Genomic DNA, 21,089 nt, shown 5'->3' with positions numbered 1-21,089 from the left:
CCCGCTCGTAGGCTGGGCCCATGCGCGAAGTGATCGAGGCGGCGCTGAAGAGCGCGGACGTCTCCTACGAGCAGCCCAGACCGGGGGCCTTCCTGGTGAAGCTCCCCGGCCAGCACAAGCTCGCCACCATGACCTGGCTGATCGTCGGTGACCAGGCCCTGCACGTGGAGGCGTTCTTCTGCCGTCAGCCGGACGAGAACCACGCCGAGTTCTACCGCTGGCTGCTCACCAAGAACGGCTCCATGTACGGGGTGCATTTCGCCCTCGACCCGATCGGTGACGTCTACCTCGTGGGCCGGGTCCCGTTGGGGGCGGTCACCGAAGAGGAGCTCGACCGCCTTCTCGGGTGCGTGCTCACCTACTCCGACGAGGGGTTCGACCGCGCTCTGGAGTTGGGTTTCGCCACCTCGATCCGGCGCGAGTGGGAGTGGCGTGCCAAGCGCGGCGAGTCGCTCGCCAACCTCCGGGCATTCGCCCGCTTCGCCGATCCCGACCGCTGAGGGACACCGGGGGATGCCCACTAAGCTTGGCGGTATGTCGACTTTGGTGCTGCTCCGGCACGGTGAGAGTGAATGGAACGCCAAGGGTCTGTTCACCGGATGGGTGGACGCGGGACTCTCGGCCAAGGGCGAGGAGGAGGCGCGGCGCGGCGGAAGACTGCTGCTCGACGCCGGGGTGCGACCCGAGGTGGTGCACACCTCGCTGCTGACCAGGGCGATCCAGACGGCCAACCTCGCGCTGGGCGCCGCCGACCTGCTCTGGCTGCCGGTCTCCCGGTCCTGGCGGCTCAACGAGCGCCACTACGGCGCCCTGCAGGGCAAGGACAAGGCGCAGACGCGGGCCGAGTTCGGAGACGAGCAGTTCATGCTCTGGCGCCGCTCCTACGACGTCCCGCCGCCCGTGATCGCCGACGACGACGAGTTCTCCCAGTCCGGCGACCCCCGCTACGCGCTGCTGCCGAGCGAGCTGCTGCCCAGGACCGAGTGCCTCAAGGACGTCGTCGAGCGCATGCTGCCCTACTGGTACGACCAGATCGTGCCCGACCTCGCGGCAGGTAGGAGCGTGCTGGTCGTCGCGCACGGCAACTCGCTCCGGGCGCTGGTCAAGCACCTGGACGGGATCGGCGACGACGAGATCGCCGGGCTCAACATCCCCACCGGTATCCCGCTCCGGTACGAGCTGGACGCGGACTTCCGCCCCGTCACCCCGGGCGGCCGGTACCTCGACCCCGCCGCCGCCGAGGCCGCCATCGAGGCGGTGGCCAACCAGGGCAAGTAGCCCCGGCCTCACCCGCAGGAATGCCAGGAGGGCCCGCCGGATCCGGCGGGCCCTCCTGACATTCCGAGGGACTGAGAAGACCGATGGGGGTCAGAGGGCGCCGGTGTCCTGTGGCCTGGAGCCCGTCACCAGATAGACCACGTCGTGCGCGACCCGGACCGCGTGGTCGGCATAGCGCTCGTAGTAGCGGCCGATCAGCGTCACGTCGATGGCCGGCTCGACGCCGTACTTCCAGTCGGGGGCCATCAGGACCTTGAACAGCCTGCGGTGCAGCCGGTCCATCGCGTCGTCGTCGGCCTCCAGCTCCAGGGCGGACTCCACATCGCGCGAGGCGATGCAGCTGCCGGTCTTGGTGATGAGGCGCTCGGCGATCTGGCCCATCTCCAGGATGGTGGCACGGATCTCCGGCGGGATCGCGGAGTCGGGATGGCGCAGCCTGGCGACCTTGGCCACATGCTCGGCGAGGTCGCCCATCCGCTCCAGGTCGGTGCCCATCCGCAGCGCCGCGATGATCATTCTGAGATCCACGGCCACCGGCTGCTGCCTGGCCATCAGGTCGAAGATCGTGGCCTCGATCTCCGCGAAGAGCCGGTCGACCTCCTCGTCCTGGGAGATGACGTTCTCGGCGAGATGAAGGTCCGCGTCCAGGAGGGCTGTGGTGGCCCGCGATATCGCCGACCTCACGAGCCGGGTCATCTCGACCAGCCGTTCGGTGAGGGCGTCGAGGTCTTCGTGATAGGCGTCGCGCATGGAAATCACCGTACGAGGGGGTCGGTGAACGAACCTCGACCGCAAAGTGAACTTTGCGGGAAAGGCCGCTGTCACCGCCCCCGGGCCGTCCCCAACACGGAAACCCCCACCTACCATCGAAAACGTGAAGCCTACGGGAGGACCACGTGAGTGAGCTGATGGCGAGCCTGGCCGCGCTGGCCGGCTTCGTCGTGGGAGCGCTGGCCGTGATGGTCGTCCGCCAGCAGAGCCATGGACGGCGGGCCGGGATGACACCGGTGGACGGCGTCGAGCCCGGCGCGCTCCCGCAGGGGGTCGCCTCGGTGCTGGCCGTGCTGCCGTCCTCGGCGGTCGTGCTCGACAAGGAGGACCGGGTGCTGCGTGCCAGTTCGGCGGCGCGCGCGTTCGGCCTGGTCAAGGGAGAGCACCTGATGGCGGCCGAGTTGCTCGCGCTGGCCAGGAAGGTGCGCAGGGACGGCGAGATCCGCGAGAGCGAGATCGAGGTGGCCGGCCACAAGTTCGGCCAGGAGTCGACCAACTTCGCGGTGCGGGTCGCCCCGCTCGGCTCCTACGGCCAGGTGCTGGTCCTCGCCGAGGACCAGACCGAGCACCGCCGCGTCGAGGCGGTCCGCCGCGACTTCGTGGCCAACGTGAGCCACGAGCTCAAGACGCCGGTGGGCGCGATGTCGTTGCTGGCCGAGACCATCCAGGACGCCGCAGACGACCCCGAGGCGGTCACCCGCTTCGCCGGGCGCATGCAGCATGAGGCGGCCCGGCTCACCTATCTCGTCCAGGACCTGATCACCCTCTCCCGGATCCAGGGCGCCGAGCCCACCCCCACGCCGGGCCCGGTGCTGATCGACGAGGCGGTGCACGAGGCCATCGACCGCTGTAACACCACCGCGGCGGCCAAGGACATCACCCTGGTCTCCGGCGGCGTCGAGGGCCTGCGGATATGGGGCGACGACGAGCTTCTCGTCACCGCCCTGCGCAACCTCATCGACAACGCGGTCGCCTACAGCCCCGAGCACACCCGGGTCGTGGTCAGTGCCCGCGGCGCGGGTCCCAACACCGAATACGTCGAGATCAGCGTGAGCGACCAGGGCATCGGCATCCCCGAGAGCGCCCAGGAACGAATCTTCGAGCGGTTCTTCCGCGTCGACGCGGCACGCTCACGCGCGACCGGTGGCACGGGCCTCGGCCTGGCCATCGTCAAGCACGTGGCCGCCGCCCACAACGGGGCGGTCACGGTGTGGAGCAAGGAAGGCTCAGGCTCCACCTTCACCCTCCGCCTGCCCGCCTTCGGCGGCATGGCGGTGGCAGTACCAGCTACCACCACGATCCCCCTGGAGGCCGCGCAGTGACCCGCGTGCTTGTCGTCGAGGACGAAGAGTCGTTCTCCGACGCTCTGTCGTACATGCTGCGCAAGGAGGGCTTCGAGGTGGCTGTGGCCACCACCGGGCCGGAGGCGCTGGAGGCCTTCGACCGGAACGGCGCCGACCTGGTGCTGCTCGATCTGATGCTCCCCGGCCTGCCGGGAACGGAGGTCTGCCGCTCGCTCCGTCAACGCTCCAACGTGCCCGTCATCATGCTGACCGCCAAGGACAGCGAGATCGACAAGGTGGTCGGGCTGGAGCTCGGCGCCGACGACTACGTCACCAAGCCCTTCTCCTCCAGGGAGCTGGTGGCCCGCATCCGCGCGGTGCTGCGTCGCCAGGGCGATGTGGAGGAGCTGGAGTCGGCGGTGCTGGCCGCGGGTCCGGTCCGGATGGACGTGGACCGCCACACCGTCGCCGTGCGGGGCGAACCGGTGCAGCTGCCCCTGAAGGAGTTCGAGTTGCTGGAGGTGCTGCTGCGCAACGCCGGGCGGGTGCTCACCCGGGGCCAGCTCATCGACCGGGTCTGGGGCGCCGACTACGTGGGCGACACCAAGACCCTGGACGTGCACGTCAAGCGGCTACGGGCCAAGGTCGAGTCCGACCCGTCCAACCCGCGCTGCATCCTCACGGTCCGGGGCCTGGGCTACAAGTTCGACCCCGCCGAGGCCTGAGCCTTCGCACGCGCCTCCGGTCACCGGGGCCGGACCGTGTCCGATGGCCGGCTCCCGGGGATTCGGATCTCCCGGGGAGCCGCGGTGCGGCCACCGGGAGCGGTCAGTGGCCGTGCCCCTGCCCGCCCTCGGTGGAGGCGGAGGGGGTGGGGGTCGGCGTGGGAGCCGCGGAGGCGCCGGGGACCTGCGGGTAGGCGGTGAACTCGCGGCTGCGGGTGATGACCGGGACAGTGAGCTGCACGACCCCCGCGTTGGCGAACTGCAGCTGCACCGGGATGGCCTCGCCGCCCCTGAGCGGCTTCTTCAGCCCCTCGATCAGGATCGTGGGTGTCGGCCTGCCGATGTTCACCCGCTGGTTCTGGGGGAGCGGTACAGGCGCGCTCACCTTCGCCGTGCCGAGAGCCGGGTCGACGCCGAGACCGACGAGCTGGTCGGGGCCGTGGGTACTGACCAGGGACAGGTAGAGCGGCATGGCCGTCCCGGCCGGTAGCGTCCCGCCGGAGTCGGGACCCAGGAAGAACGCCTGGGAGATGTCGATGCCCTTTGTCTTGACCGACAGGGCCTCGGTCGGCGAGTAGGGCTTGTTGGTGATCGCGTCGGATCCGGCGCCACAGCCGGCCAGAGTCAGGGCGGCTGCGAGGAACGCGGCGGCGGCGATCGCCCGGTGACGGCTGTTGCGGGTCACGGTGCGAGTTCTCCTTGTCACGCATGAGGTAGGGCAAGGCCAACCCTATCGGCGACGTTTACCGGCTTCCGCCTCGCCCCGCCTGATCATTCGGAGGCGGGGAACGCAGGTCATAAGTGCTTTTTGCCCTCTTGATTCACACACTTGAGCACTTGTCAAGTCATAAGACGCGGCTTTGACCTGCAGTTATGGTGATTTCACTGTTCCGGGAGGCTGTGGATACGTGGTACTCTTGAGTACAGCGGAAGGGGTACTTGTCACATGACTTTCCAGGTCGGCGACACTGTCGTCTACCCCCACCATGGGGCTGCTCGGATCGAGGCGATCACGACCCGGACCATCAAAGGTGAGGAAAGGACCTACCTGGTTCTTAAGGTCGACAAGGGCGACCTTACCGTCCAGGTGCCGGCTGATAACGCCGAACTCGTGGGTGTTCGCGACGTAGTCGGACAAGAGGGTCTTGAGCGCGTTTTCGACGTGCTTCGAATGCCTCACACCGAAGAGCCTACGAACTGGTCCCGCCGCTACAAGGCGAACCTTGAGAAGTTGGCGTCCGGTGATGTCAACAAGGTCGCCGAGGTCGTTCGCGACCTGTGGCGACGAGACAGGGAACGCGGACTTTCCGCGGGAGAGAAGCGAATGCTGGCCAAGGCCAGGCAGATCCTCGTCAGCGAGCTCGCGCTCGCGGAAAAGACCAACGAGGACAAGGCCGAGGCCCTGCTGGACGAGGTTCTCAACTCCTGAACAGGACATTTCCACGGGTGGGCGTCGGAGTCGACGTCCACCCGTTCGCTTCCGGCCGCGAGCTTCATCTCGCCGGCCTGCACTGGCCCGGAGAGACCGGTCTGGCCGGGCACTCCGACGGTGACGCCGCGGCTCACGCGGCCTGTGACGCTCTGCTGTCCGCGGCCGGTCTCGGTGACCTCGGAGGCCTGTTCGGCACGTCCGATCCTCGCTGGGCCGGCGCCTCGGGTGCCGCGCTGCTGGAGGAGACCGCTCGTCAGGTGCGGGCCGCGGGCTTCGAGATCGGCAACGTGGCCGTCCAGGTGATCGGTAACCGGCCCAAGATGGCCCCCCGCCGCGTCGAGGCCGAGAAGGCCCTCAGCGCGGCCGTGGGCGCCCCGGTGAGCGTCAGCGCCACCACGACCGACGGGCTGGGCCTCACCGGCCGAGGTGAGGGCGTCGCGGCCATCGCGACCGCGATCGTGGTGAACCTCTAGCGGTTGCCGGGCGTCTTCTCATGCGGAACGTCGAAACGTTCCGGCGGGCGGCGCGGAATGCCCGTCAATCCACATTGAGGCGGTGGCCCGTTTCCTGGCGCGGTACGGGCCACCCCTTTTTGGGATGATCTATGAATGCGCTGGGTAACTCCCTGATGACTGTGTCTCGTGACAGGGGGAGCCGGACATGATCGGATCGATTGTCTCCGCAATCATCATCGGCGCCATCATCGGCGCGCTGGCACGCCTCATCCTTCCCGGGCGCCAGAACCTGAGCATCGGCCTGACGCTTATCGTCGGCATCATCGCGGCGCTTATCGGCACCGCCATCGCCGCCTCGGTCGGTCTGACCAACACGCGGGGGATCAATTGGTGGGAGCACCTCATCCAACTCGTGGTCGCCGTGATCGGAGTACTCCTCGTCGTTCAGATACAGGCGAGAAAGTCGCACTGACCGAATTTTTGCCGTTCACAGGAATATCCATGGCATGGGGGGTAGCCACCTCCCTGTGAGAGTGAAGGTCTCACCTCACTGGGAGGTTGAAATGACTATTGAGTCCATTCTTGGAGCAATCGTCATCGGCGCTGTGATCGGTGCCATCGGTCGTCTGCTGCTTCCCGGTAGGCAGGCGATCGGATGGATCCTGACCATCGTCGTCGGCATTGTCGCGGCGCTCATCGGCACCGCCATCGCCCAGGTTCTCGGCGTCGCCACCACGGACGGGATCGACTGGATCGAACTCGTCATGCAGGTGGTCCTGGCCATCGCCGGTGTCGGCCTGGTCGCCGGTCTCAAGCGCTCCAGGGTCTGACGAACAGACCTCTAGCCGACAGCGGGGCGGACCACTCCGGTGACCTCGCCGAGGCTCAGCTGGCCCCCCTCCGGACCGGAGGTGCTCGCGGTGACGCGCACGCCGTCGCCGTCCTCCAGGAAGACCCGTTCGGTCCCGTCCGGCATACGGAGCGGGTCTCGGCCGTTCCAGGTCAGTTCGAGCAGCGTGCCGAACTGGCTTCTGGCCGACCCTGACACCGGCCCGGAGGTGAGCAGATCGCCGGTCCGCAGCGGGGCGCCGCTCACACCCGTGTGAGCGAATAGCTGCGGGCCGGTCCAATACTGGGTGGCGAACGGCGGTTCCGACAGGAGCCGGCCGTTCAACTCGACCCGCAGGGTGAGGTTCAGGCCCCACTGCCGCCTGGCCAGCAGGTAGGGCGGCGGAGGTGGGTCCTGGGCGGGCGGCACCACCCGAGCCGGCTCCAGCGCCGCGAGCGGGACCACCCACGGAGAGATCGAGGTGGTGAACCGTCCGAGAAACGGCCCGAGCGGGGTGCTCTCCCAGGCGATGATGTCCTGGGCCCGCCAGCTGTTGACCACCACCACTCCGAAGACGTGGTCATCGAACGCCTGGGTTCCCAGCGCGTGCGGCGGGGTTGAGGGGACGCCGACCACGTAGCCGATCTCGGCGGAGAAATCCAGCTGAGTGGACGGCCCGAATACCGGGTCAGCTCCTCCCAGGCCCCGGAGCTGACCCGACGGGCGTACGACCGGAGTGCCGGAGACCACCACGCTCGACGCCCTGCCGTACTGCCCGATGGGCATCCGCGGCCAGTTGCGCGGCAGCGGATCGCCGGGTGGCCGGAACATCCGGCCCAGGTTCGTCTCGTGCTCGATGGACGACTGGAAGCGGATCAGGTCCGCCACGTGGAACGGCAGGTGCATCAGCACCTCGACCATCGGGATGAGCGCGGGCATCACCGCCGGGCGGCATGACGGCTCGGTGAGCAGATGGATCAACCGCTCCCTGACCTCCTGCCAGATCCGCGGTCCCGCGGACAGAAACGCGTTGAGGGTGCCGGAGGCGAACCAGTGCGAGCCCTTCAGCACCCCGGTCTCCGCCAGCAGGCCCAGATCCAGTACCTGGTCGCTGATCGCCACGCCGACACGGGGGAACTCGCCGCGGCGCGAGAAAACCCCGAAGGGCAGGTTCCGCACCGGAAAGCCGCTGTCATCGGAGGCCTTCACCCAGCACTTCGTCACGCCGGCTTCGTTCCCCGGATCCGGTCAGGGGGTCATGCGGGCGTGGTCAAGCTTTCACCCCTCACTCGCCGGGCGGGACGGGTGTGCTGCGCATCCGCCCGGAAGGGGGAGCCGCGGTGCCGTCTGCCCGGTCCGCCTGGGCCTCCTCCTCGGTCTCGGCGGCCTCGGCACCGTGCGCGGGGTCGGGCGAGCCGCCCGCTCTCCTGCCCGTGGCATCCGCCTTCGCCGCCGCCCGATCCTTCACGGCGAGGATCGGCTGGGTGTCGGCGTCGCGCTCGCTCACCTCGTCCTTGTCGTGTGGAGCCGTGCCGGGCGGGCCGGCCTCGGCCGTATCGACTTCGCTGGTCCGGGCCTCCTGCTCCCGGGAGAGGTCGGCGCCGGTGTCCCAGGTCTCCACCCGCTCGCTGACCCTGCCCTCGCCTTCCGGCTCCTCCTCGGTCGCCCGCAGGCCGGGACGGGGCGGGTGGACGAGCAGATCGCCCTGGCGGGGCCGGACCAGGTCACCCCAGCGCATCGGCTTCCCCTGCCGGGGGGCCGCGGCTCTCCGCGGCGGCGGGGGGCCCTGCGGGACGTCGGTGACCTCGGGGGTCTCCGGCGCCGCGGTGGGACCGACCACAGGCTCACCCGTCGGGAGATCGTGGTGCGGGACCGTCTCCAGCGGAGGGGCGGCGTGCGGATCGAGCATGATCTCGGCCGCGGGATGGTGCACCAGCTGCCCGGGGTGGCCAGGCCCCTGCCGGCGCTCCTCGCGGTCCGGCGCGCCCGGGTACTCCGAGGGCGGCCGGCCCGCCTCGGGGAACGGCACGATGTCGTGCTCGGAGGCGATCCGGCCGCTCAGGGGCGCATCGGTCGCGGCACGCCTGGCGGCGGCGTGCCTGATCAGCAGGAGCCAGAGCCAGAGGGCCAGGATCAGCATCACCCAGGGGGCGACGGCGACCACGACGGCCGCTCGTTGCTCGTCCACCGCCATCCGCATGGCGGTGGCCACCTCGGCGGCGGTCGCGCCGGCGAACAGCAGCGTCAGGACCACCCCCGCCTGCAGCCGTACCGGCCACCAGCCGCCCCTCAACAGCAGCACGCCGATCATCGCGACGACGAGCAGTGCGTCGAAGGCGGCGGGATAGAGATACGCGAGGTCGGCGGGCGCCCTGCCCGCCAGGGCGAGGGCGCGCAGGTCCTCGAAGGAGAGCACGCAGGCCGCGGCGGTGAGGGCGGCCACGCCGACTCCGGCGACGGCGATCCCGGCACGGCGCAGGGCGAGGACTGTCCTGCTCGGTTCGGCGGCGGCGGTCAGGGGCGGTGACGGGCGGGAGAGCGAGTCTGCCGCCGCGGGGGATTTGGCGTCCATGGCTCTTCGAGCCTACAGAATCGACACCCGGCATGATCGTCCATATCGCTTCCGGGTATGTCTTCTACCCGGTGCTCTTTCACTGACTGGCTGGGGGACATTCGCTACTAATGGTCAGAAAATCCTCTAGTGGGTGTCTTCAACGTCCCGCAACCTGGCTTGTGAGGGGAGGTGAGGCATTAGCCTTGCCCTCGTGAGCCTGCAGCTATACGACACCAGCGTACGCACCGTCCGCGAATTCGTCCCGGTCGAACCCGGCCGGGCCTCGATCTACCTGTGTGGTGCCACCGTGCAGGCTCCCCCGCACATCGGGCACATCCGCTCGGGCGTCAACTTCGACGTGCTCCGCCGCTGGATGATCAGGTCAGGCTACGAGGTGACCTTCTGCCGCAACGTCACCGACATCGATGACAAGATCATCAGGGTCGCGGCGGCGGAGAACGTGCCGTGGTTCGCCGTCGCCGAGCGTAACCAGAGGGCCTTCACCTGGGCCTACGAGGTGCTGGGCTGCCTGCCTCCGACCGTCGAGCCACGGGCCACCGGCCATGTGCCCGAGATGATCGAGCTGATGGACCGGCTGATCGCCGCCGGCCACGCCTATGCCGCCGGTGGCGACGTCTACTTCGACGTCATGTCCTACGCCGACCGGTACGGATCGCTCTCCAACCAGAAGCTTCAGAACATGCGGGCCGCGGGTGACACCGAGACCGACTCCTGCAAGCGCGACCCGCGTGACTTCGCGCTCTGGAAGGGCGAGAAGCCCGGCGAGCCGACCTGGCCGACCCCGTGGGGCCGAGGCCGTCCCGGCTGGCATCTGGAGTGCTCGGCCATGGCGACGAAGTATCTCGGCTCGACCTTCGACATCCACGGTGGTGGCGTCGACCTGATCTTCCCGCACCACGAGAACGAGCTGACCCAGTCCCAGGCGGCCGGCGACGGCTTCGCCCGCTACTGGATGCACAACGGCATGCTCAAGATCGGCGCGGAGAAGATGAGCAAGTCGCTCGGCAACTCTCTGCTGATCCCCGAGGTCACCAAGAAGGTCCGCCCGGTCGAGCTCCGCTACTACCTGGCGGCCCCGCACTACCGTTCCTCGATCGAATACTCAGAGGAGGCGCTCTTCGAGGCCGCCACGGCCTACCAGCGCATCGAGGGCTTCGTCACCCGCGCGGCCGAGGTCATCCATGACGTCGACGCGCACGCGCCGCTCCCGGTGGCCTTCTCCGAGGCTCTCGACGACGACCTGGGCACCCCTCAGGCGCTCGCCGTGGTGCACGAGGTGGTCCGCGAGGGCAACGTCGCGCTGGCCCAGGGCAACAAGGAGCAGGTCGCCAGGCTGCTCGCCGAGACGCAGAACATGCTCGACGTCCTCGGCCTCGACCCGCGCTCGGAGCAGTGGCGCTCCACGGGCGGCGAGACCGGCATGCGGGCGACCGTCGACGCGCTGGTCGCCGTCGCGCTGGAGCAGCGGCAGGCGGCGCGGGCCCGCAGGGACTTCGTGGCGGCCGACGGCATCCGTGACCAGCTTTCCCACGCCGGGATCCACGTCGAGGACACCCCCCAGGGCACTCGCTGGGAACTCTCGCGGTGAAACCAGGCCGTACGCTATAGACCATGGCTGGTGGGGGTAAAGGGTCCGGGCGACCCGCGAAGAAGAAGAGTCCGACCAAGGGCACCGGCGGCAACGTCCGCCGGGGCTTGGAGGGCAGGGGGGCTACCCCGCCGGCGCACTTGCGGCACTGGCACAAGGACAAGGCACGCGCCGAGCGGATCGAGCGCGAGGAGAAGGCCGGCAGGCCCGCCTCCTCGCGTACCTCGGCTCGTCCGAGACGGAGCGACGACGCGCCCGAGCACATCGGCGGGCGCAACCCCGTGGTCGAGGCGCTGCGGGCCGGAGTCCCGGCCAGCACGCTCTACGTGGCCCTGCGCATCGACAACGACGACCGCGTCAAGGAGGCGGTCCGCCTCGCCGCCGACCGTGGCATCGCGATGCTGGAGGTCGGGCGGGAGAAGCTGGACCGGCTTACCGAGGGGGGGATCCACCAGGGCATCGCCCTGCAGATCCCGGCGTACGACTACGCCCACCCCGACGATCTGGTCCGGATCGCCCGGGACGCCGCGGAGGTTCCGCTGATCGTCGCCCTCGATGGTGTCACCGACCCTCGCAACCTGGGTGCCATCGCTCGCTCGGCCACCGCCTTCGGCGCTCACGGCCTGGTCATCCCCTCCCGACGCTCGGCCGGGGTCACCGGTGGCGCCTGGAAGACCTCGGCGGGCACGCTGGCCACCCTGACGGTCGCCCGCGCCGCCAACCTCACCGCCACCCTGCGGGAGTACCGTGAGGCGGGCCTGTTCGTGATCGGCCTGGACGGCGAGGGCAAGGTCGACATCGGCGAGGCCAACCTCCTCGACGGCCCGTTGGTCGTTGTGGTGGGCTCCGAGGGCAAGGGCCTGTCCCGGCTGGTCCGCGAGTCCTGCGATCTGGTCGTCCGCATCCCGATGCACGCCGCGGCCGAGTCCCTCAACGCGGGCGTCGCCGCCGGCATCGCCCTTTACGAGGTCGCCCGCAAGCGTCGTTCCTAACGGTTCGCAATCGTCACGGCGTACCTCGGTGACGTGTGAGTCGCGAGCCGACTACAATCGTCTGGCGACCATGCCGACGTAGCTCAATCGGCAGAGCGACAGTCTTGTAAACTGTAGGTCAGGGGTTCGATTCCCCTCGTCGGCTCGTGACAAAGGGCCAGGTCAACCGGCACACGGTGACCTGGCCCTTTGGTCGTTAAGCGGACTTTTTGCCCTTTCGTGCCACCCGCGTGCCACTGGCCTTTTTCGTGGCCGTCTTCCGTGCCACCTTGAGCGCCTTGCCCAGAGCCTCCGCGATGGCCTTGTCACGGTCCTGGCTGGCGTGCTGGTAGATCAGTGCCGCCCGCGTGGAGGAGTGCCCCATGCGGGACATTAGCTCTTTGAGACTCGCCCCGCTGGAAGCGGCCAGGGTGTTGCCGACGTGGCGAAGATCGTGGAAATGGAGATCGGGGAGCCCGGCAGCCGCACGGACCCTGTTCCACGTCCGGCGAAATCCCGAGTGCTTCAAAGGCCCGCCGTTGGGGCCGGTGAAGACGCGCCCGTTCTCCTCCGGCTCCGCGAACATCTCCAGGTGTACCCGCAGGTCCGGAATGATCTCCGGGGGAATGGACACCACCCGCCGACCGGCTCGCGACTTGGGCGTCTCGTCCAGCACCTTGCCGCCGCCGATCTCGACCAGCGCACCGGCGACCCGAAGCATTCCCTGATCAAGGTCAAGGTGTGTACGGCGGAGCCCGGCCAGCTCACTCCAGCGCAGGCTCGCGAAGGTGCCCAGCAGCACGAGCGCCCGGTAACGGTCGGGAACCGTCGTCACGATCTCCACGACCTTGGTCAGCGGGATCATCTCCCGTTCCGGAGTGCTCGGCATCCCGGCGCCCTTGATCCGGCACGGGTTACGGCGGATCAGCTCATCCTCCACAGCCGTGCCCATGATCGACTTGAGCAGCTGGTACGCCTTGGCCACGGTGGACTGCCCGACGACGCCGAGCCGTTCCTTGCGCCAGCGCCGTACGTCGGCCTCTTTGATGTCGGAGAGGTAGCAATTGCCGAAAGTCGGCGCGAGATGGTTCTTGAACAGGCCCCGGTAAAGCACTTCCGTCCGGTGCTTGAGCACACGATCATCTATCCACTCGGTAGCGAAGGTGTCGAAACGGATCTTTCCAGCGTCGGGGGCCGTCCAGTCCCTCCGAAGGATCTCCGACTCTCTGAGAACGAGCCAGTTGTCCGCATCGGTCTTGTTGCCGAAGGTCTCGGGGGCGGTGTAGAACACGCCGTCAGGCCCCTTGTAGCGCGCCTGGAAGCGCCCAGAAGGGAGCTTACGGATGTTGCCGAACTTACGGCGCTCTGCCATCAGGCAGCCCTCCTGCGGCGTGTGGTGGTGACCGGTTCGACCAGCCCGGCAGCGATGAATGCGTCAAGGGCTGCTTCGGGGATACGGACGTTTCGCCCCACGTGAACGAAGGCGATGCGGCGTTCTTCGATCAGGCGCCGGGGGAAACGGGGTGTGGTGTTGAGCCGTTCGGCGGCCTCTTCCACGGTGAGCAACCGGCCCCGTGCCAGCTCTGGGAGGAGCGAGACGGGCTCTTGCCTGGCCTTTCTGGTCACGCAGCCACCTCCAGAGCTGGAGTTGCCGAAAGATCTGGAACAGGGGTGCCGTCTGCTCTGGCTTGGAGTTCGGCCAGGCGTGCTTTGGTGCGGTGACGGTCGGCGACCCCGCGCAGCAGCCGTTTGGCCAGCGGGGTCCGTGTGGGGTCGCTGGTCGAGACCGGCCGCCAGACGTAGCGGTGGGAGTCGGTCACGGCCTCGTCGGGCAGGCCGAGCATGTCGAGCACCCAGGCCCGGCGGTCGGCCTTGTGCTCCCGGAGGGTCTTGTTCGACCACTTGCGCGAGACCAGGACGCGACGGCCCGCGTAGCCGAGGTGTTCGGCCTTGTGTGCCTTGCCCTTGCACCGGCCCGGCAGCATGCCCGCCTTGGCCCCCTTGGGCTGGATGCCGTAGCGCAGCCAGTTCGCACATGTCGGCGAGCACGGTTCGTAGCGCAGCGCCTCGACCATGCGGACGGCGTGGTCGCGGCGGGCGAGGTCGTTGGTGGTGGGGTCGTCGGGGTCGAGGGGGTCGCCGAGGTTCTTGGTCAGGTACTTGGTGAGGTAGCCGATGCGCTTGTGAGCGTCCGGTGATCCGGCGACGATGCCCTGAACATCGACCTGGGGACCGAAGCGGACCACGTGCAGCGGTTCGGCCGCCTCGTCCCAGGTGGGCAGCAGTTCCCCGGTTTCGGGGTCGAGGTAGTCGCCTGCTTGACCGTCCGGGTAGGTGGCGCCGTCGCCCAGGTCGGCCCGTGGCGCCCAGATGGGCAGGTGGTCACCGTCGAACTTCACCTCATCGACCGATGGCCACCACACCTGGTGGTAGGTCGCGGCGGCAATCGCCTTGATCTCCGCGCGGGGCATGGTCCCGCGGATTGCCATGTGCAGATGCGGAGCGAGCCGTTTCTGAGGTTCCACCGTGGCGAAGTACTGCACGTCGTAGCCGGCCACCCGGCGCAGGTTCTGCACGAACCGGTCCACCAGCTTGGAGAAGTGCAGCGCATCACGGGCCGCGCGAGCGTAGTCGTAGGTGCTCGGATCGACCGGCACGCCCAGGCCGGAACGGATCTTGCCGTAGGAGGGCAGGGTGAGCGTGACGAACAGCGACGGCCGATACACCCTGCCATCGGGGGCGATGAAGGTCCGGCCGAGGGTGGTGTCCTGCTTGGCCCGCTTGGGCAAGTCCGGCGCATCCTGGCGACGCCTCGTGGAACGGGAACGCTTGGGAGCCGTCCGCCCGCCCAGGACATTGCCCCGCATACCAGCGGCGTTGATCTCCGCATCGATGCCCGCGATGGCCTCCTCCCAGTCGAAGGTGTCTTCCCCATCGCGTTCGGCCTCGTCGCGCTTGGCCTGCACGTCGGCCCGGAACTCGATCAGCCACCGCTGGTCCTCGGTGGAGGGGTGGGGTTCGGCGATCGGCTCGTGATCCAGGTGCCAGCCTTCCCGGCATTGCGCCCGGCGCAGCTGCTGATTGCGCTTGGCGCACGGCGGGCACTTGGCCTCCTGTGTGGTCCCACAGGGGATGTCGAACGGTTCGCTCTGGCCGGTGTGGGTGTCCAGGCGCCGCATCTCGATGGGGCGGATGCACACGCCGTTGAGCTTGGCGACCTCGATTGCCACGTCCAGGGCGACGGGCAGGGTGTCACGGACGAGGCGGGGCAGGGTGCGGTCTGAGCCGTTCGGCGGGGTGTCGGTCGAGGGGGTGGACGGGTGGGCGGGGGTGTCGGTCACATGGCCCCCTTGGGGTCGATGAGGTCGGCGCAGATCCGGTAGGCGTCGCGGTAGGGGTGCTTGCGCAGCCGGGTGGAGTCGAGGTCAACGATCACCGTCACCTCGGCGAGGTCGGAGCCGTCGACGGTGCGCAGCCGCCGGAAGGGCAGGGCGTCGATCTCGGCCGGGGTGCCGTGCAGGATGATGCGCATCAGGCCGCCCCCTCCATCTCGATCGGCAGGGTGTCACTCGTGACCAGGGCCGCCATGGTCCGGATGTCGGCATCGGAGACGTAGGCCGCGCGGACCCGGATGGGGTCGGGTGAGGTCTCCAGTCGGACGTAGGCGACGCCCGCGCCCTGCTCAGGGATCGGGGAGATGTGATCGGCCAGCGCTCCCCTGTCTCGTGCGCCGTCGCCGAGGACCATGTCCACCTGCTCGGACTCGTCGAGCCGGAGCGCGATCTTGTCGGGGAACAGGTTGCGGACGTTCATGACCTCCTTGCGCGGGTCCTGAAGTGCCGCCATCACGCCGAACCCGACCGCGCGACCCTGCGTGGTGAGGGTGGCCAGGGCAGCGGAGATGCGGAGCTTGAGGCCCTTGTCCGACTGGTAGGCGGTCAGAAACGCCACCTCGTCGACGACCACCAGGACGAACGGGTCATCGAGGGTGGGGGTGTGGGAGCGCTGGAGTCCGGCGTAGCGGTCGGCCCGCTCCTGCATGATCTGCACGGCGGCTTCCAGGAGGTCGGCGCAGTCAGCCGGGTTCGCGGCGTAGCGGTCGCCGAACAGGCCGCGCCCGTAGGACAGTTCCATCCGCTTGGGGTCCAGCGCCCACACCTGAGCCAGGCCCGCCCGGACGGCCGGGAGGAGACCACGGATGGCCGACCACAGGAACGAGCCCTTACCCGCACCGGTCGCGCCCGCGATCAGCACGTGAGTTCCATGCACCTTGAGCCGGTACGGACTGCCGTCTTCACACTTGCCGATCTCGACCGGCCCCACCGAGGCAGCCACCGGGAGCGGAACCGCCGGCAGCGGGACGGCCAGCGGGTCACGGCGGGGAAAGGTTAGTTGGAGACGACCGGCCCGCACGACGACGACTCGGCAGGAGGAGGCACCGAACCCGTGGGCGAGGTGTTCGATGCGGTCGGACCAGTCCTTGACCGATTGGCCGCTGATCATCTTCACCGTGACCACATCGGCCCACGAGGTACAGGAGACGCCGACGAGGCGGGGCAGGTAGTCACGGCCCTGGAGATGACGGCCGAGCCCGGAGACGATCATTACCGGTTGCCAGTGCCGCCGGTAGATCCACACCCGGCGCCAGAAGGCCAGCAGCCGCCGGCCGATCCAGCGATCGAACGAGGGCCGATCGAAGAACGGCCACGGAGCCAGGAGCGAGAGGGGAACGGTGACGACGAGCAGGGCGACGCGCCAGCCGTACAGGACACCGAGCACAGCGGGAATGGCGAGCACGGTCATGGCGATCGGGTGACGCCAGACAAGCCGGATCACTCCGGCCAGCAGCTGCCACAGAAAGATCGTGATGGTGAGGATGGCCGGGGTACGCACGACGGCCGGGCGAAAGACGATGGCGGTGTCAGGGGTCGTGGTGACGAGGGTGCGCGCCTCGTCGCCGGGCAGTTTTTTGAACATTAGGCTTGTGCCTCTTCCTTGATTCGCTGTCTGGGGAGAACCGAGGGGCCGCCGGAATGCCAGTTCCAGCGGCCCCGCTTGCGTGTCAGGCCGCCTTGCCCTGCTCGGCCTGGTCGGAGTCGGCGAACTGTTCGGTGTGCAGGCGCTCACAGTCGGCCAGGTAGCGCGCGGCAGCGGCGAAGATCTCCCGAGCGAGAGTCACGTCCCGTTCGGTGACCGGCCCGCCGCCCGTGGTGGTGACCGTCATCTGTGCCTCAGTGCTGGACAGGGTCAGGAACGGCCGCTCACCGTCGCCCCCGAACGCCTTGGCCGACACCTCCGAGGTACAGAAGGAGACATCGAACCGGGTGACGCCCTCACGGATCGACGCGGTGACGTAGGTGTAGGGCTTGTGCTCACTCATGCCGCCACGTCCTTACCGGCCGCAGCCTTGGCCGAAGCCGCGCCGGAGCGGGGAGCACGCATCGCCCTTGCCCGAAGAGACCAGGCCAGGCGGCCGGTCTTCTCGGCGACGTAGGCGGTGGCGGTCATGCCGTCGAACTCGACCGGCACGAACGGCAGGTTCGGCAGCGGAGGCGGGGGAACCGGCTGGACCGGCGACAGGATCTTGACCGCCACCGTCTTCTGTCCGGCCTTGAGGGTGGGGTCTGCGTCCATGACGGCGACCTGCCAGACGAGTTCGCCGGTGGTCTTGTCCTTGGCATAGACCGTGCGCCCGCCGGTCGAGGCGGTGAAGTCCTTGACCTGCTCGACCTCGCCGACCACGTAGCAGCCGTGCGGGAAGACCTGGTTGAAGCTGACGGGGATGGGGCCTTGGATGGCCATGATGTTTTCTCCTGTTGTCTAGTCGCACTGTCGCTAACTCGTACTGTCGAGTTGAAGGTAATCAATGAACGGATACTCGACAAGACGAGTTTCCGTTCTGCTATGTGACCTGCGTCACATCACAGGGTGTAGGTGTCTTCTAGCTCATGGAGTACTCCCGGAAGGGCCACCTCGATGACCATGACGGGCCGAGTCCCAGCGAAGACGCGGGCCACCACCCCCAGCACCGCCGCCGTCTTACCGATCGCCAGCAGCTTGATCTCATCGGCTGTCGGGTGACGAGCCGCCAGGCGTTCGGTGACATGATCCAGCCGCAGGCCCTTGACCGCCTGTACGTGTTGGCGGATGCCCGCCGTCAACGGCAGCGCCTTACCAAGATCGGTTCCCTCGGCCAGCTCAATCGGGCACCACAAGGTGATCAGCTCACATGGTTCGCTGCCGTCGCTCAGCAGGACCCGGCGCATCACGACCGGCGCCTCTGTGGGCAGAGTCAGCATCATCGCGATGTTTGCGGGAGCCGGGCGCGGCCCCGCCTCCAGTACTGAAGCATTCTGATTGGCTTCCGGTCGATCCAGGACGGAACGGCCAGGCCGGGAGAAGTCCTCCTCGGCCAGCGGAGGAGCCGCTTTCACATACGAGCCCTTGCCGTGCTCACGGTCGATGAAGCCCCGCAGCTGCAACACCTGAAGCGCCCGCACGACCGTGGGGCGGCTGACCGCGAACTCCCGGATCAGCTGCGACTCGGAGGGCAACAGAGAACCGGGAGGATAGGTACCGTCCGCGATCTTGTGTCGGATCGCAGCAACGATCTGGGCGTACTTCGGAGGCGCGTACTCCTCGCCGGAAACAGACATCTCAACAACCCAACTACTCGACTTATCGTCAGCATAGAGCAGGCATTTAGCGTGCACAGCTGTTCCTCATAGGTGAACAAGGAGTGCGGCGATGCGGAACGTTGAGGTTTCCCTCCCGGACCTCGCGAACCGCACCGCCGCACCCGCCTAAAGGGGCGAACGCCGCATCATGATCACGCCCTTGTGAGGGACGCCCGTGATGATCGACGACTGATCGCCGAACTCGCACAGCACCCACACCACCTGGCTCTCGGCCACCACGGGAAAGCTGCGCCAGAGCCGCCGGCCGATCTCCGCGACTCTCCCCCACACCCAGCCCTCTGGGGAAAGATCTGGTTTGCGGTGCTCGACCTGGGCCGGCGACATTCTGATCCCGGCCGGAGCGGCGCCCGCGCCGTATTCGAAGGCGAGGTAGTCGCCGATGCTCAGGTCGTCGACCTGCCGCTCTTCGACAGGTCCGGCGTCGGCCAGTGCTCGCGGCTCAGCGCGGCCCATGATCGATTCCTTCGGTGTCCGGAGTCAGCCAGGCCGGTGAGTGGTGCTCGCGTAGATGCGCGTACTGGAATGCGACCCGCCGAGCCGCACGAGCCGGTTCCGTCGAGCAGTGCCACGCATAGACGAATCGGCCACGTCGCACGTCCCAGCCGGTGCGCCACCAGAACCGATCACCGTCGCACCAGACGACCAGGCCCACCCAGACCGACACCAGCGCCAGGCCGTAACCGTCGTGAACATCAGAGGAGATCTTGAGGCGATCGAGTTCGGCCTGGAGCGACTCGGCTGTTTCCGCCGGGGAGACGCCTCCCATCGTCAGCGCCCCGTTCACGACTGCCGTCCTTGCGGAGCCTGCGATGTGGTCAACCCCTGGCACATCGAGCAGTCATCGCGGACACGCATAGAGGGCGCGACTCCGACAGGTCCGGCGAGAAGTCCGCGCCGGGGACTGACGTACTTCCACCCCCGTCCTTCGCAGGACACGCACTGATCGGTCATAAGACACAGCCCTTCGGTCTGCTGATCTTCGCGTCGTAGATTCAGCTACTCCAGACGTCTGCTCGTCTATAGGAGTTTGAGCGTATGTCATTTATGACTCCTCTAGAGGAGTACGTCAAGTCCTATCGCGCAGGCAGCTCGTACGAGAGCACATAGGCATCGCTGGACATCACCGTGTCGCACACCTCCACGGCGCGACCATCGGCGGCATACGCCGTACGGACCAGGTGAAACACCGGAACACCCGGAGCCAGCTTCAGCGCCCGCACCTCGTCCCGCAACGGCATCCGAGACCGGATCTCCTCCACGAAACGATCCAGCCGGAACCCCAACTCCTCCAGCCGAGCGTAGATCCCACCCGGACCACTGTCCGGCTGCGCGATCCGCGTATCCCGCGCGATCTCCGCCGGGATGTACGACACAGCCGTCTCCACCGGCTGACCGTTGATCAGATACCGGCGCGACCGGGCGATCACCTGATCTTCCGAGCTGATCCCGAGTAGTTCGGCGACGTCCGCAGAGGGCCGCTCTTCGGTGATCTTGATAGAGTCGACGGTCGGCTTTCCGCCCGCGCCCTCGGTCTCCGCGATGAACGCGGCCTTGCCCTGCTCACGATGGCGACGGGCGAACCGGTCGGAGGCCAGCCGCCGCACCGGAGGATGAGAGCGGACGAAGACGCCGCGCCCGTGTTCGGCGACCGTCAGCCCTTCGCCTTGGAGGACCTGGAGCGCGTTGCGAATGGTCATCCGCGCGACGCCGTAGTGTTGCATGAGCTGAGCTTCCGAGGGCACCTTGTCACCTTCGGCAAGAGTGCCCCGCTCGATCGCATGCCTGATGTGATCGGCAATCTGCCGGAAGACGGCCCGATCGCTGGTCGGGTCCAGATCCGGAAACGGCAGCTCGGCCACGACCAACAACTCCTCAACTCGTACATACATGTACCGCAGCTTGAGAATAGCGATCAGCAGCCCCGGAGGACATCCGATGGATCACCACAACACGCAGCACTCCGTCAGCGTGGCAGGCGTGATCATCGACGACCAAGGCCGCGCACTCCTCACCCAGCGCCGAGACAACAACCACTGGGAAGCACCCGGCGGAGTCCTCGAACGCGACGAGGACATCACCACCGGCCTCCTCCGAGAGATCCACGAAGAGACCGGCCTACACGTCGAGCCCATCACCCTCACCGGCGTCTACAAGAACATGACACGCGGCATCGTCGCCCTCGTCTTCCGCTGCAAAGTCATCAGCGGCCACCTCACCGAAACCGACGAAGCCCGCGCCTTCCGCTGGGTCACCGCGGACGAGGTCCAAGAACTCGCCTCCGAGGCATTCGCCATCCGCGTCCTCGACGCCATGCACCACGACCAAGCGCCGGCCATCCGCCACCACGACGGCACTCGTCTACTCGGGTCATCAAAGCGTCACGAGTTGTCGTGACTCGCTTGATGCTTGACGCAATGGCATCGGATGATGCTTGACACTCCTAGCTGGTCTTTCGCTGTTTAGTATGCGCTCTGGACTTGATCC

At 67.9% G+C, this 21,089-nt stretch carries 26 protein-coding genes and 1 tRNA gene; 12 read left to right on the top strand and 15 right to left on the bottom strand.

The genetic code is table 11. The annotated features are described in order from the left end of the window. Positions 1-20: 20 nt before the first annotated feature. A complete protein-coding gene (locus IG98_RS0138820; RefSeq protein WP_030924423.1) occupies positions 21-500 on the top strand; it encodes a type III secretion system chaperone family protein in 480 nt (159 codons plus the stop codon). A 34-nt stretch (positions 501-534) separates the two neighbouring features. Then, the gene (locus IG98_RS0138815; RefSeq protein WP_030924421.1) at positions 535-1,278 is read left to right on the top strand and encodes a phosphoglyceromutase; all 744 of its coding nucleotides are present in this window, start codon (positions 535-537) and stop codon (positions 1,276-1,278) included. A gap of 90 nt (positions 1,279-1,368) precedes the next feature. On the opposite strand, the gene phoU is transcribed toward IG98_RS0138815, so the two are convergent. Continuing rightward, on the bottom strand, positions 1,369-2,028 hold the full coding sequence (gene phoU, locus IG98_RS0138810) for a phosphate signaling complex protein PhoU (protein ID WP_030924419.1): 660 nt from the start codon (positions 2,026-2,028) through the stop codon (positions 1,369-1,371). Between the two features lie 158 nt (positions 2,029-2,186). Between phoU and IG98_RS0138805 the strand changes: the two genes are divergently transcribed. Together IG98_RS0138805 and IG98_RS0138800 are read left to right on the top strand one after the other, a co-directional pair. Next, on the top strand, positions 2,187-3,371 hold the full coding sequence (locus tag IG98_RS0138805; protein ID WP_030924417.1) for a sensor histidine kinase: 1,185 nt from the start codon (positions 2,187-2,189) through the stop codon (positions 3,369-3,371). After that, positions 3,368-4,057: a response regulator transcription factor gene (locus IG98_RS0138800; RefSeq protein ID WP_030924415.1), complete on the top strand. Its 690-nt coding sequence runs from the start codon at positions 3,368-3,370 to the stop codon at positions 4,055-4,057. Before IG98_RS0138805 ends, IG98_RS0138800 begins: the two co-directional genes overlap by 4 nt. A gap of 103 nt (positions 4,058-4,160) precedes the next feature. Here the strand turns inward: IG98_RS0138800 and IG98_RS0138795 are convergent, their stop codons facing one another. Next, positions 4,161-4,742: a copper chaperone PCu(A)C domain-containing protein gene (locus IG98_RS0138795; protein WP_030924413.1), complete on the bottom strand. Its 582-nt coding sequence runs from the start codon at positions 4,740-4,742 to the stop codon at positions 4,161-4,163. A gap of 261 nt (positions 4,743-5,003) precedes the next feature. On the opposite strand from IG98_RS0138795, the gene IG98_RS0138790 reads away from it, so the two are divergent. The 4 genes from IG98_RS0138790 to IG98_RS0138775 all read left to right on the top strand — a co-directional run bounded on the left by IG98_RS0138790 (position 5,004) and on the right by IG98_RS0138775 (position 6,774). Next, the gene (locus IG98_RS0138790) at positions 5,004-5,486 is read left to right on the top strand and encodes a CarD family transcriptional regulator (protein WP_030924410.1); all 483 of its coding nucleotides are present in this window, start codon (positions 5,004-5,006) and stop codon (positions 5,484-5,486) included. Positions 5,487-5,503: 17 nt separating this feature from the next. Next, the gene (gene ispF / locus IG98_RS0138785; protein ID WP_030924407.1) at positions 5,504-5,962 is read left to right on the top strand and encodes a 2-C-methyl-D-erythritol 2,4-cyclodiphosphate synthase; all 459 of its coding nucleotides are present in this window, start codon (positions 5,504-5,506) and stop codon (positions 5,960-5,962) included. Positions 5,963-6,149: 187 nt separating this feature from the next. Then, complete coding sequence (locus IG98_RS0138780; protein WP_030924403.1) at positions 6,150-6,416, top strand: GlsB/YeaQ/YmgE family stress response membrane protein; 267 nt, start codon at positions 6,150-6,152, stop codon at positions 6,414-6,416. A 91-nt stretch (positions 6,417-6,507) separates the two neighbouring features. After that, on the top strand, positions 6,508-6,774 hold the full coding sequence (locus tag IG98_RS0138775) for a GlsB/YeaQ/YmgE family stress response membrane protein (protein WP_030924390.1): 267 nt from the start codon (positions 6,508-6,510) through the stop codon (positions 6,772-6,774). An 11-nt stretch (positions 6,775-6,785) separates the two neighbouring features. Here IG98_RS0138775 and IG98_RS0138770 read toward each other — a convergent pair whose 3' ends face one another. Both IG98_RS0138770 and IG98_RS0138765 read right to left on the bottom strand, forming a co-directional pair. Continuing rightward, the gene (locus IG98_RS0138770; protein WP_030924387.1) at positions 6,786-7,997 is read right to left on the bottom strand and encodes a fumarylacetoacetate hydrolase family protein; all 1,212 of its coding nucleotides are present in this window, start codon (positions 7,995-7,997) and stop codon (positions 6,786-6,788) included. 61 nt (positions 7,998-8,058) lie between these two features. Further along, positions 8,059-9,345: a DUF2637 domain-containing protein gene (locus IG98_RS0138765; protein ID WP_030924385.1), complete on the bottom strand. Its 1,287-nt coding sequence runs from the start codon at positions 9,343-9,345 to the stop codon at positions 8,059-8,061. A gap of 193 nt (positions 9,346-9,538) precedes the next feature. On the opposite strand from IG98_RS0138765, the gene cysS reads away from it, so the two are divergent. From cysS to IG98_RS0138750, 3 genes are all read left to right on the top strand, one after another. After that, positions 9,539-10,936, top strand: a complete 1,398-nt coding sequence (gene cysS, locus IG98_RS0138760) for a cysteine--tRNA ligase (RefSeq protein ID WP_030924382.1) — start codon at positions 9,539-9,541, stop codon at positions 10,934-10,936. Positions 10,937-10,959: 23 nt separating this feature from the next. Further along, on the top strand, positions 10,960-11,928 hold the full coding sequence (rlmB, locus tag IG98_RS0138755) for a 23S rRNA (guanosine(2251)-2'-O)-methyltransferase RlmB (RefSeq protein WP_030924379.1): 969 nt from the start codon (positions 10,960-10,962) through the stop codon (positions 11,926-11,928). A 72-nt stretch (positions 11,929-12,000) separates the two neighbouring features. Beyond that, positions 12,001-12,073 (top strand) — tRNA-Thr (locus tag IG98_RS0138750). A 51-nt stretch (positions 12,074-12,124) separates the two neighbouring features. Here the strand turns inward: IG98_RS0138750 and IG98_RS0138745 are convergent. From IG98_RS0138745 to IG98_RS0138695, 11 genes are all read right to left on the bottom strand, one after another. After that, positions 12,125-13,279 (bottom strand): tyrosine-type recombinase/integrase, encoded by a 1,155-nt coding sequence (locus tag IG98_RS0138745; protein ID WP_037972473.1) that lies wholly within the window; start codon positions 13,277-13,279, stop codon positions 12,125-12,127. After that, complete coding sequence (locus IG98_RS0138740; protein ID WP_245651899.1) at positions 13,279-13,533, bottom strand: excisionase family DNA-binding protein; 255 nt, start codon at positions 13,531-13,533, stop codon at positions 13,279-13,281. The genes IG98_RS0138745 and IG98_RS0138740 overlap by 1 nt, the downstream gene beginning before the upstream one ends. Further along, complete coding sequence (locus tag IG98_RS0138735) at positions 13,530-15,248, bottom strand: replication initiator (RefSeq protein WP_030924373.1); 1,719 nt, start codon at positions 15,246-15,248, stop codon at positions 13,530-13,532. The genes IG98_RS0138740 and IG98_RS0138735 overlap by 4 nt, the downstream gene beginning before the upstream one ends. Then, positions 15,245-15,439, bottom strand: a complete 195-nt coding sequence (locus IG98_RS0138730; RefSeq protein WP_030924370.1) for a hypothetical protein — start codon at positions 15,437-15,439, stop codon at positions 15,245-15,247. The genes IG98_RS0138735 and IG98_RS0138730 overlap by 4 nt, the downstream gene beginning before the upstream one ends. Next, positions 15,439-16,884 carry an FtsK/SpoIIIE domain-containing protein gene (locus IG98_RS0138725; protein ID WP_030924367.1) on the bottom strand — a complete coding sequence of 482 codons (1,446 nt, stop codon included), beginning with the start codon at positions 16,882-16,884 and terminating at the stop codon, positions 15,439-15,441. Before IG98_RS0138725 ends, IG98_RS0138730 begins: the two co-directional genes overlap by 1 nt. Positions 16,885-16,969: 85 nt before the next feature. Next, a complete protein-coding gene (locus IG98_RS0138720; protein ID WP_030924364.1) occupies positions 16,970-17,287 on the bottom strand; it encodes a hypothetical protein in 318 nt (105 codons plus the stop codon). After that, on the bottom strand, positions 17,284-17,709 hold the full coding sequence (locus IG98_RS0138715; RefSeq protein WP_030924361.1) for a hypothetical protein: 426 nt from the start codon (positions 17,707-17,709) through the stop codon (positions 17,284-17,286). The genes IG98_RS0138720 and IG98_RS0138715 overlap by 4 nt, the downstream gene beginning before the upstream one ends. 119 nt (positions 17,710-17,828) lie before the next feature. Next, a complete protein-coding gene (locus tag IG98_RS0138710; protein WP_030924358.1) occupies positions 17,829-18,563 on the bottom strand; it encodes a GntR family transcriptional regulator in 735 nt (244 codons plus the stop codon). A 147-nt stretch (positions 18,564-18,710) separates the two neighbouring features. Then, entirely contained in the window at positions 18,711-19,058 is a 348-nt protein-coding gene (locus tag IG98_RS0138705) for a hypothetical protein (protein ID WP_030924355.1), read from the bottom strand. After that, positions 19,045-19,389 carry a hypothetical protein gene (locus tag IG98_RS0138700; protein ID WP_030924352.1) on the bottom strand — a complete coding sequence of 115 codons (345 nt, stop codon included), beginning with the start codon at positions 19,387-19,389 and terminating at the stop codon, positions 19,045-19,047. Before IG98_RS0138700 ends, IG98_RS0138705 begins: the two co-directional genes overlap by 14 nt. 289 nt (positions 19,390-19,678) lie before the next feature. Beyond that, positions 19,679-20,464 carry a GntR family transcriptional regulator gene (locus tag IG98_RS0138695; protein WP_030924349.1) on the bottom strand — a complete coding sequence of 262 codons (786 nt, stop codon included), beginning with the start codon at positions 20,462-20,464 and terminating at the stop codon, positions 19,679-19,681. 76 nt (positions 20,465-20,540) lie between these two features. On the opposite strand from IG98_RS0138695, the gene IG98_RS0138690 reads away from it, so the two are divergent. Continuing rightward, positions 20,541-20,999 carry an NUDIX hydrolase gene (locus IG98_RS0138690; protein WP_030924346.1) on the top strand — a complete coding sequence of 153 codons (459 nt, stop codon included), beginning with the start codon at positions 20,541-20,543 and terminating at the stop codon, positions 20,997-20,999. Positions 21,000-21,089 lie beyond the last annotated feature (90 nt).

It is taken from the genome of Streptosporangium amethystogenes, assembly GCF_000721075.1.
GTDB classification, from domain to species: Bacteria; Actinomycetota; Actinomycetes; order Streptosporangiales; family Streptosporangiaceae; genus Streptosporangium; species Streptosporangium amethystogenes.
The sequence above is the reverse complement of the archived record's forward strand: the minus strand, read 5'-3'. Positions and strand labels throughout refer to the sequence as shown.

Coding starts and splice junctions, on each gene's coding strand:
- IG98_RS0138790 (WP_030924410.1), top strand. CDS start 5,004: ATGACTTTCCAGGTCGGCGACACTGTCGTCTACCCCCACCATGGGGCT.
- IG98_RS0138805 (WP_030924417.1), top strand. CDS start 2,187: ATGGCGAGCCTGGCCGCGCTGGCCGGCTTCGTCGTGGGAGCGCTGGCC.
- IG98_RS0138725 (WP_030924367.1), bottom strand. CDS start 16,884: ATGTTCAAAAAACTGCCCGGCGACGAGGCGCGCACCCTCGTCACCACG.
- rlmB (WP_030924379.1), top strand. CDS start 10,960: ATGGCTGGTGGGGGTAAAGGGTCCGGGCGACCCGCGAAGAAGAAGAGT.
- IG98_RS0138765 (WP_030924385.1), bottom strand. CDS start 9,345: ATGGACGCCAAATCCCCCGCGGCGGCAGACTCGCTCTCCCGCCCGTCA.
- IG98_RS0138705 (WP_030924355.1), bottom strand. CDS start 19,058: ATGGGCCGCGCTGAGCCGCGAGCACTGGCCGACGCCGGACCTGTCGAA.
- IG98_RS0138690 (WP_030924346.1), top strand. CDS start 20,541: ATGGATCACCACAACACGCAGCACTCCGTCAGCGTGGCAGGCGTGATC.
- IG98_RS0138710 (WP_030924358.1), bottom strand. CDS start 18,563: ATGTCTGTTTCCGGCGAGGAGTACGCGCCTCCGAAGTACGCCCAGATC.
- IG98_RS0138720 (WP_030924364.1), bottom strand. CDS start 17,287: ATGAGTGAGCACAAGCCCTACACCTACGTCACCGCGTCGATCCGTGAG.
- IG98_RS0138815 (WP_030924421.1), top strand. CDS start 535: ATGTCGACTTTGGTGCTGCTCCGGCACGGTGAGAGTGAATGGAACGCC.
- IG98_RS0138780 (WP_030924403.1), top strand. CDS start 6,150: ATGATCGGATCGATTGTCTCCGCAATCATCATCGGCGCCATCATCGGC.
- IG98_RS0138730 (WP_030924370.1), bottom strand. CDS start 15,439: ATGCGCATCATCCTGCACGGCACCCCGGCCGAGATCGACGCCCTGCCC.
- IG98_RS0138745 (WP_037972473.1), bottom strand. CDS start 13,279: ATGGCAGAGCGCCGTAAGTTCGGCAACATCCGTAAGCTCCCTTCTGGG.
- IG98_RS0138715 (WP_030924361.1), bottom strand. CDS start 17,709: ATGGCCATCCAAGGCCCCATCCCCGTCAGCTTCAACCAGGTCTTCCCG.
- IG98_RS0138820 (WP_030924423.1), top strand. CDS start 21: ATGCGCGAAGTGATCGAGGCGGCGCTGAAGAGCGCGGACGTCTCCTAC.
- phoU (WP_030924419.1), bottom strand. CDS start 2,028: ATGCGCGACGCCTATCACGAAGACCTCGACGCCCTCACCGAACGGCTG.
- IG98_RS0138775 (WP_030924390.1), top strand. CDS start 6,508: ATGACTATTGAGTCCATTCTTGGAGCAATCGTCATCGGCGCTGTGATC.